Annotated in this window: 8 protein-coding genes; 6 read left to right on the top strand and 2 right to left on the bottom strand. The window is 42.3% G+C overall.

The window, feature by feature from the left end; all coding sequences use genetic code 11:
* Positions 1-255 precede the first annotated feature (255 nt).
* Positions 256-1,194 (bottom strand): UbiA prenyltransferase family protein, encoded by a 939-nt coding sequence (locus FTD44_RS14775; protein ID WP_222167151.1) that lies wholly within the window; start codon positions 1,192-1,194, stop codon positions 256-258.
* Between the two features lie 140 nt (positions 1,195-1,334).
* Between FTD44_RS14775 and rpsT the strand changes: the two genes are divergently transcribed.
* Together rpsT and FTD44_RS14765 are read left to right on the top strand one after the other, a co-directional pair.
* Positions 1,335-1,589, top strand: coding sequence for a 30S ribosomal protein S20 (rpsT, locus tag FTD44_RS14770; protein ID WP_222167150.1), 255 nt, complete (start codon positions 1,335-1,337; stop codon positions 1,587-1,589).
* A 98-nt stretch (positions 1,590-1,687) separates the two neighbouring features.
* Entirely contained in the window at positions 1,688-2,956 is a 1,269-nt protein-coding gene (locus tag FTD44_RS14765; RefSeq protein ID WP_222167149.1) for a DUF2851 family protein, read from the top strand.
* A 47-nt stretch (positions 2,957-3,003) separates the two neighbouring features.
* Here FTD44_RS14765 and FTD44_RS14760 read toward each other — a convergent pair whose 3' ends face one another.
* On the bottom strand, positions 3,004-3,540 hold the full coding sequence (locus tag FTD44_RS14760; RefSeq protein ID WP_222167148.1) for a hypothetical protein: 537 nt from the start codon (positions 3,538-3,540) through the stop codon (positions 3,004-3,006).
* 183 nt (positions 3,541-3,723) lie between these two features.
* Here FTD44_RS14760 and gyrA point away from each other — a divergent pair, with 183 nt between their 5' ends.
* From gyrA to FTD44_RS14740, 4 genes are all read left to right on the top strand, one after another.
* Positions 3,724-6,450 carry a DNA gyrase subunit A gene (gene gyrA / locus FTD44_RS14755; protein WP_317196843.1) on the top strand — a complete coding sequence of 909 codons (2,727 nt, stop codon included), beginning with the start codon at positions 3,724-3,726 and terminating at the stop codon, positions 6,448-6,450.
* 95 nt (positions 6,451-6,545) lie between these two features.
* Complete coding sequence (locus tag FTD44_RS14750; protein WP_222167147.1) at positions 6,546-7,319, top strand: 3'-5' exonuclease; 774 nt, start codon at positions 6,546-6,548, stop codon at positions 7,317-7,319.
* A gap of 11 nt (positions 7,320-7,330) precedes the next feature.
* On the top strand, positions 7,331-8,062 hold the full coding sequence (locus FTD44_RS14745) for a polyprenol monophosphomannose synthase (RefSeq protein WP_129019450.1): 732 nt from the start codon (positions 7,331-7,333) through the stop codon (positions 8,060-8,062).
* A gap of 817 nt (positions 8,063-8,879) precedes the next feature.
* Positions 8,880-9,884, top strand: coding sequence for a fumarylacetoacetate hydrolase family protein (locus FTD44_RS14740; protein ID WP_129019451.1), 1,005 nt, complete (start codon positions 8,880-8,882; stop codon positions 9,882-9,884).
* The last annotated feature ends 91 nt before the right edge of the window (positions 9,885-9,975 follow it).

The raw sequence follows: 9,975 nt of genomic DNA, 5'->3' as shown, positions 1-9,975 counted from the left end.
TTCCGAACCTCCAAAAACACCTCAAAGCCAATCCCAGTCTCACTTCCCATCCAATATTAAGAGCAACCCCCGTTTCCGTAAGGGAGTGCAAAGATAGAACCATTTAAAATCCTAAACAAATCTTTTTACTATTTTACACCTAATACATCTGATCACTTTTTATCATAACACAATACCAGCATACATTACAGACCACACATATTCTTTAAAATATAAGTAAAATGCAAGAAAAGGGAGGAGAATAGACGTATTTGCCTACATTTTACTGATTAAAATCCCGATAAGGGCCTTTAATAACATCAGTCCGTCTACAATAAACAGGTAAAACAGGAGTGGTTGCGGGCTCCTGAGCTTATAAATCACCCACCCCAGTGCTGCGAGTGGTATATATCCCAATACAAGCTGTACAGAATGGTATCCTAATGTGGTAGCCAGTATATACCAGCATAACAATGCTACTATATACAATGGCATGATTATATATTGTATGCTACGTTTGAGTCCAAGCCATACAATAAAGGTTCGTAACCGGCTGCGGGCATCCACAGCATAGTCTTTAATATCAAACAGGATACAAAGCTGTAGTATATATATAGTATTATACAGAAACAATAAAACGAAGGAGGCTTGCACCTGCTGATGCTGTCGCTTTACCCACAGACTCGTCAGCACAGGAAACCAGGAAACCAATGCACTCCATAAGACAGCGATCACCAATGGCTTGAGCAGTCCGTAACGTCGTATATTAAAAGAACCCAGTCCTACATATGCCAGGGCCAGCAGCATTATCAATCCCAGGGAAACATATTCGGCACTGGTTATCATACCGGCATTCAGGATAGGCCAATAATAATATATGGTGGCAATGGCAATGATCGTTGCCAGCAAAAACTGCTGCACTCTTACCAGCCGTCCATTACGTATATACCATAATGTTCTTTGCAGATAGAAGGGGTTTTGAAAGACACTAGCCTCGTCTGTCTTATCCAGCGAACGATAAGCATGGGTATAGAATACAATAACACCCAGGAAGAGCATGAGCAGATAATGAAGATCCACTGCAGCCAGACCCAGGACATAAAGAGACTCAAGCGATAAGGCCACCGCACAGAACGCATAAAAGTAGTTACCGAAAAATAAAAATTTAAGTAAGTTATGTCTTAATATAAATGCCCGTATCTTTGCTATTGTCATAAAAATCACCGGATTATCCCGGTCAAGGTATATGTTATCAGGGTCAAAAATAACTATGATAACAAAAAAAATAAAAAAAGTTTGACAGATGAAAATAATTATATACCTTTGCAGTCCAAATTTTATAACAACATTTTACAATGGCAAATCATAAAGCAACCCGTAAAGACGTAAGACAAGCTGCAAAGCGTCGTGAGCGCAACAGATACTATGGCAAAACTACACGTAATGCCATTCGTAACTTGTTAGCTACTAATGAAACAGAAGTAGCTACTGAGAAATTACCTAAAGTAATTTCCATGATCGATAAATTAGCTAAACGCAACGTTATCCACAAAAACAAAGCAAACAACTTAAAATCTAAACTGACTAGAAAAATTAAAGCAATCGCTTAATTTTTAATCAGTTAAACATATCCAGTGCGGATTCCTTCGGAATCCGCACTTTTTTTATGTAAAAAATCCTACCTTCCCCATAACTAAACACCTCCTTAATGAATGAAAAATTATTCCAGTTTATCTGGGAGTATGCTCTATTTGATATAACTGAGCTCTGTCTCCAGGATGGAAGAACCGTAACAATCCTGCGACCGGGAATAGCCAACCGGGACGCCGGCCCTGACTTCATCGGCGCAAGAATCAGAATAGGGAACACGATCTGGGTAGGCAATGTAGAACTACACTTGAAAGAAAGTGACTGGACCCGGCACGGGCATGAGCATAATCGTCAATACCAGAATATTATCCTGCATGTTGTGCTGGAGGCAGATAGTCCCTGTACTCAGGGAAACTTTCCTGTACTGAACCTCTCCGGCAAGATCAACCATAGATTACTGGATCATTATAACAAACTGATGAGCCGGCAAACGGGTATATCATGTGCCCCGCTTGAACGAAATATATCGGATCTGGTATGGACACAATGGATAGACCGTCTATTGCATGAACGCTGGGAGCAAAAGACCAGCATACTAAACACCCATTTACAGCAGCAGCACAATGACTGGCACCAACTGTTTTATCTGCAACTGGCACGGTATTTCGGAGCCGCTGTAAACAACCAGGCATTTCTGCAACTGGCCACTTCTACCCCATTTTCAATCCTGGCAAAGCACCGAGATAATCTTCCGCACCTGGAGGCCATACTCTTCGGCCAGGCGGGCTTATTACCGGCGCAGGCCCAAGGGCCTTATACCATAGAACTGACCGTACATTACGCATTCTTTCGCCAGAAATACGGGCTTACCGGTATGCAAGGTCATGAATGGAAATTTCTGCGGATGAGGCCTGCCCATTTTCCGACAATACGCATTGCACAATTTGCCATGCTGATCCATAAAAGCCGGCATCTTTTTGATCAGCTTATCAGCAAACCTGCGCTTTCTGCAGCACAGGTCCGGTCTCTGTTACAGGTCAATGTGAGTGAATACTGGAAACAGCATTATGTGTTTGAAAAAACCTCTATCCATAAAGAAAAGATCATAGGCAGACAGATGGCTCAAAACCTGCTGATCAACGCGGTTATACCCATCCGGATACTATATGACCGGTATATCGGAAATTCAGAGCGCACGGAGGCCTTATCTACCCAGCTCCGCACACTGCCACCAGAAGAAAATCACATTACGAACCTGTGGAAACAATGTGGCTTTGGTATCAGTGATGCATATACCTCCCAGGCGCTGATACAACTTTATGAACATTATTGTCTTCCGAAACAATGCCTGCGCTGTGCAATCGGGCTGAGTATTTTAAAACAATAAAGGGGAGCCAGTGGCTCCCCTTTATTGTTTTAAAATACTTGTATTGATTACATACCCTGGAATATCTGGCTGTCATTGCCTTTATTATTCGGCAGCATTTTCATTTTATTTTTATAGCCTGCAGTCTGTACCCAGTGTACGATCCACAGTACTAATACGACTAAGCTGATCAGGCCACTCACCATCTGCAAACCAGAAGATTGAGATTCCACTACCACACCTTGCATCGCCATTTCCGTTTCTTTCATACGATTTGGAGAAGTAATGATAGATATCAGGGAACTGATAACGGAAAGCACTGCCATAGCCATACCTACGTTATAGGTAGGTTTCGCATTAGATAAAGCCTGTCCTTTAGACTGGTATTCGGCAGCAATAGTTTCTGAAATACGCTTTACCACTACAAACATCCAATAGATATTAAACAGCGGAATCAGCAGCAACCATACATTAGCCGGTGGCATCTTCCTGTTTTCCGGAGCCGCTGCCTTAAGCGTGTTTTGCAGATTTAAGAGATATAAGATCGCAATAACCAGGAATATTGCGAAAAAGAAGAATAAGAATCCTGCGAGAAATGCAAACATAAGAGTTGTTTTAAAAGGTTGAAAAGTTATAAGTTTAGGACGCAAAATACAATTATTTCCCATAAAAGCAAACTACTTTACCCCCACAGGAAAGTAGTTTTCAACAATGTGGAAAAAGCTTTAATATATGGTATTTCGACCGCTGAAATAGCGTATATTTGCGAGACTTTTTAAGCGAAGATAATGAGCGACAACACAAACGATATGCTTCCTACAGACGGAAGTGAACAAGAAAACAGAATTGTAGCGGTTAATATCGAGGAACAGATGAAGACGGCGTATATCGACTATTCAATGTCGGTAATCGTAGGTCGCGCTCTTCCTGACGTGAGAGATGGTTTAAAGCCAGTACACAGACGTGTACTGTACGCCATGAATGAACTGAGTATGTCGCATAACAAGCCATACAAGAAATCTGCCCGTGTAGTAGGGGAAGTTTTGGGTAAGTATCACCCGCATGGTGACTCTTCTGTGTATGACGCCATGGTGCGTATGGCACAGCCATGGAGCATGCGTTATATGATGGTTGATGGTCAGGGTAACTTTGGCTCTCAGGATGGTGATGGTCCGGCAGCTATGCGTTATACAGAGGTACGTATGCAACGCTATGCAGAGAGTATGATCGAAGATATCGAAAAAGAAACGGTTGACTTTGGTCTTAACTTCGATGATAGTCTTGAGGAACCGACTGTGCTCCCTACCCGTGTACCACAATTACTGGTTAACGGTTCCAGTGGTATCGCCGTAGGTATGGCTACGAACATCATGCCACATAACCTTACCGAAGTAATCAACGGTTGTATTGCTTATATCGAAAATAAAGAAATCACTATAGATGAGCTGATGCATCATGTAAAGGCTCCGGATTTCCCGACCGGTGGTATCATCTTTGGTATCGAGGGCATCAAACAAGGCTTCATGACCGGAAGAGGTCGTGTGGTACTGCGCGGAAAGGTAAGCGTGGAAACCATGAAGAATGGTAAAGAGCAGGTTGTTATTACAGAAGTACCTTACCAGGTAAGCCGTGATGCACTGGCCGAAAAAATCGGTTATCTTGTAAATAATAAAATCATCGATGGTATCACCCATGTGGCCAACGAATCGAATAAAGACGGTACCCGTGTGGTGGTTGAGCTGCGCAGAGATGCGGTAGCACAGGTTATCATTAACCAGCTGTACAAATACAGTGAACTGCAAACATCATATGGTATCAATAATGTAGCCCTGGTTAATGGTCGCCCACGAACACTCAACCTGAAAGATATGATTTCAGAGTTCGTTGGTTTCCGCCATGTGGTTGTTACCCGCAGAACACAATTTGAATTAAGAGAAGCGGAGAAACGTGCACATATCCTGGAAGGTTACATGAAAGTAATCGGTACACAGGATGACCTGGACAGAGCGATCAGAATTATCCGTGAAAGCAAAACTCCGGATGATGCGCGCGAAGGACTGATGACATCTTTCGGTCTGACAGAAATTCAGGCAAAATCTATACTGGAACTGCGTTTACGTACACTTACCGGTCTTGAAATTGACAAGATCAGAAGTGAATATGAAGAATTACAGAAAACAATCAGCCGTTTGAAAGAAATCTTGGATAATGAGCATATCCGTTTCGATATTATCAAAGGTGAATTACTGGAAGTGCAGAAGAAATTCGGTGACGAACGTCGTACTGAAATCCAATATGCAGCCGGCGAAATGCGTATCGAAGACCTGATCGAAGAAGAAGATGTGGTGATCACCATTTCTCACTTAGGTTATATCAAACGTACGTCTGTAGCAGATTACAGATCACAAAAAAGAGGTGGACGTGGTGCTATGGGTGGCAAAACCCGTGAGGAAGATCACCTGGAACATTTGTTCATTGCCTCTACACACCATACCTTATTATTCTTTACAGAAAAGGGAAGATGTTACTGGCTTAAAGTTTACGAGATTCCGGAAACAGATAAAAATGCCAAAGGTCGTGCGATCCAGAACCTAATACAATTACCTCAGGATGATAAGATCCGCACCATCCTTGATGTTCCGAAACTGGATGATGAAGAATTCGTAGAAAAACATAATATCGTACTGTGTACGAAACAGGGTATCATCAAAAAGACCAAACTGAAAGACTTCAGTCGTCCGCGCCAGACCGGTGTGAATGCTATTACGATCAATGAAGGTGATCAGCTGCTGGATGCTGCACTTACAGATGGTGAAAGCTTTATTATGATGGCGATTAAATCTGGTCGTGCGATCAGCTTTAATGAAGATAAAGTAAGGGCTACCGGACGCGGTGCCATTGGTGTATCCGGTATCGAACTGGAGGGAGCTAATGATGAGGTAATCGGTATGATATGCTTATCCAAAGATCCTAAAGATCGTGATAAACATGTACTGGTTGTGTCTGAAAACGGTCTGGGTAAACGTACGCCATTCTTTGAATTGATCGGCGAAGATGCCTCTCAGGAAGATCGTGAGAAAGCATTTACCCTGAAAAACGAAGATGGAGCAGAAGAACTGTATCAATTAAGCTACCGCATTACCAATCGTGGAGGTAAAGGGGTTAAGACGATGAACATCAGTGATAAAACAGGATCTCTGGCCGGCTTACTTTCTGTAAACCAAACCGATGACCTGATGATTACCTGTAAAAGTGGCTTAACCATCCGTATGAAGGTAGAAAATGTACGGGAAGCTGGTAGAGCTACACAGGGTGTGAAGCTGATCAATCTCGACGCTAAAGACCAGATCGCAGCTATTGCCCGCATCTCGGAGCAGAACGAGAATGAGGAGATTGCAGAAGAAGGAGAAGAAGGCCAGGTTGTAAATGGAGAAGGTGCATCAAGCGGGGAAACACCAGCAAATAATGATGAGACCGGATCTGCAGATCAACCAGAACCTAATCCGGAAGCATAAGCTAAAGGACTGCTACAGTCCTGATACTATAACCAAAGCAGTAAACGACTATTGATTTTATGACAATAGTCGTTTTACATAAGATAAACATTTATATGGCACAGTTACAACTAGAGAAACCAATCGCATTTTTTGACCTGGAAACTACCGGTGTAGACCCTGCAAAAGACAGAATTATCGAAATTGCTATTGTGAAACTGAATCCGGACGGCAGCAGGGAAACGTATGTAAACAGAATCAACCCGGAAAGAGCAATACCGGCAGAGACAACTGCAATACACGGAATAAGTGACGAGGATGTAAAAGATGCCCCTACTTTTAAGCAAGTAGCCCATGAGATTTTCAATTTTATAAAAAATTGTGATTTAGGTGGTTATAATTCCAATAAATTTGACATCCCATGCCTGGCCGAAGAATTGCTGAGAGCAGGTGTGAATGTAGATTTTAAGAAGAGAAAGCTGGTAGATGTGCAACAGGTATTCTACAAAATGGAGCCGCGTACCTTAAGCGCTGCCTATAATTTCTATTGCCAGAAAGAGCATAAGAATGCACATGCTGCCCTGGCAGATGTGGAGGCCACAATTGAGATACTGGAGGCACAGCTGGATAAATATGACCAGACCGTTCACAATAATGTGGATGAATTGCATAAATTTACCGGCGGAGATGATTTTGTTGACTATGCACGCAGAATAATATTGAAGAATGGTATCCCGGTGTTTAATTTCGGTAAGCATAAAGGTACAGCCGTAACAGAGGTGTTCCGTAAAGAGCCTCAGTATTACGACTGGATGATGCAATCGGACTTTGCGCTGAATACCAAACAATGCATTTCTGAGATCCTGAACACGATGTTACTCAAAAAATAATAGCAGAAGAATTGGCAGCAAATACGCACAACGAGAAAAAACTGGTCGTTATACCTACATATAACGAAAAAGAGAATGCAGCACTGATCATTGCTGCGGTTATGGACTTACCAGGAGATTTCCATGTACTGATCGTGGATGACGGCTCTCCGGATGGTACTGCCACGATTGTAAAAGGACTGATAGCAGAGCAATATACCGGTAGATTATTTATTGAAGAACGCTCCGGCAAACTGGGATTGGGTACGGCTTATATTCACGGATTTAAATGGGCGCTGAGTAAAGGCTACGATTATATTTTTGAAATGGATGCCGATTTCTCCCATAATCCCAAAGACCTTACCCGCTTATTCGAAGCCTGCCATGATGGTGGTGCAGACCTTAGTGTCGGTTCCCGTTATGTAAAGGGCGGCAAGCTGGAGAACTGGCCTGCAGACAGGATATTCCTGTCAAAAGGAGCCTCTCTTTATACCCGCCTGATTACCTGGATGCCGGTAAGAGACAGCACTGCAGGATTTGTATGTTACACCCGCAGAGTACTGGAAACCTTACCGCTTGATAAGATCCGCTTTATCGGCTATGCCTTCCAGATCGAGATGAAATACCGCTCCTGGAAAGCCGGCTTTAAGATCAAGGAAGTGCCGATTACCTTCACAGACCGTGTACTGGGTGCCTCCAAAATGTCGAAAGGCATTATTAAAGAGGCGGTACTGGGTGTATGGAAAATGAAATTTTTCGTGTAAATCAATAAACTATTACATAAAAGCATAAGGCGTTCATATATGAACGCCTTATGCTTTTATGTAATGTAAATAAATAGAAAATCATACCCTTATCTCCGCTAAATATTTACTATCCTATGCTCGCGCTTCTTAGGTATCTGTAGCCCAAATACAGCAATCATTACGACTAGTTCCAAAGCAATATATTTTTTGCTGAAGATGGCCATTGCTCCAATTTGTATGATCAGAAAAAGGACAATCCACCCCAAAGGCAAATATTTTCTTTTGATAGCGAACAGGTACATCAGGAAACACAATAACGCGTGTATTCCAAAAAGAACAGACCGATAAGGCATATACCCAAAGCTATTTTTCGTAAGAAATTCATTGCCGGAAATGATTATAAATGGCACTGACCACATTGCAGCCAGTATCGATATTAATTTGGAAGATTTGTACAGTATACTCGCTAAATTTTCATTCTTCAGGTATTTAAAGAGCATAAAAATCAATACGAACACAATATGGCTAATAGAAAATACTAGCATATAATTATACCAGATATTATGCATCAAATATTCCTGGGAGTGCAAATATCCATATAACATCGGTAGGATATAAATGCAGGCAACAATTATGTTTATACTTCCAAAGCGCCTGCTATAATAGGCCATAGAAAAGATTATCAGTAAAAACAGCAAGCCTAATAATCCATATAAACACAGCTCTTCATTCGTCATAAATTATTTTTCTCAATTTAAATATTATTCAGTCGAATGGCAAATTAAAACTTAAATTTGCCGGACATTCTGAATCAAAAACATAACTTATTTATACAATGAAATTTGTATCTCATCTGCAAAACGGAAAAGAACAAAGTGCCGTTCTTTTAAATGGCAAATTATATAATACCAATGCATTGGATGCGGCTTTGCCAAATACCATGATGGGTATGCTGGACCAATGGGAAAGCAACTTTGCAGCTGCTAAAAAAGCGGTTGCTGCACTGGAAGCCGGTTCTGTATCGGTTGACAGCATTGACTTCGATGCAGCGCATATCCTGGCTCCGGTACCCCGCCCTACTTCCTGCCGTGATGGTTATGCCTTCCGTCAGCACGTAGCTGCGGCACGCCGTAACCGTGGTGTAGAGATGATTGCAGAATTTGATCAATACCCTATTTTCTATTTCACCAATCACAATGCAGTTCAGGGGCCAGGTGCAATTGACTGTATGCCGGACCATTTCGACAAGCTGGACTTCGAACTGGAAGTGGCGGTAGTTGTGGGTAAAAAAGGCCGTAACATCACTGCTGCAGAAGCGGACGATTACGTTGCAGGATATTGTATCATGAATGATATGAGTGCCCGTACCCTGCAGATGGAGGAAATGTTACTGAACCTGGGACCTGCGAAAGGTAAGGATTTCTCTACTGTAATCGGACCATGGATGATTACTCCTGACGAACTGGAAGCCTTCAAAATACCAGCGAAACCAAACCATACCGGCAACAATTACAACCTGAAAATGACTTGTAAAGTAAACGGTATCCAGGTAAGCGAAGGTAATGTGGGTGATATGGACTGGACATTTGCAGAGATCCTGGAGCGTTGTGCTTATGGTGCGGACATCCTGCCTGGTGATGTGATCGGTAGTGGTACAGTAGGTACAGGTTGCTTCCTGGAACTGAATGGTACTGCCAAACTGAACAATCCTGATGCGGTGCCACAATGGCTGCAACCTAATGATGAGGTAGTGCTGGAAGTGGAGCAAATGGGTGTACTGACCAATACAATTAAGGCAGTCGATACTGACTTCTCTATCCTGAAATTAAAGAAGAAGTAATTCTTCCCGGTTAAATATCATAAAAGTGTTGGGGCGGCCCGCGGCCCGCCCCCCACACTTTAAAGGTAAGCATTTAAATGGAAATAAAAAA

This window comes from Edaphocola aurantiacus, from assembly GCF_019797745.1.
Lineage (GTDB): Bacteria > Bacteroidota > Bacteroidia > Chitinophagales > Chitinophagaceae > Edaphocola > Edaphocola aurantiacus.
Note: the sequence above shows the minus strand (reverse complement) of the source record. Positions and strands in the feature narration are given on the sequence as shown.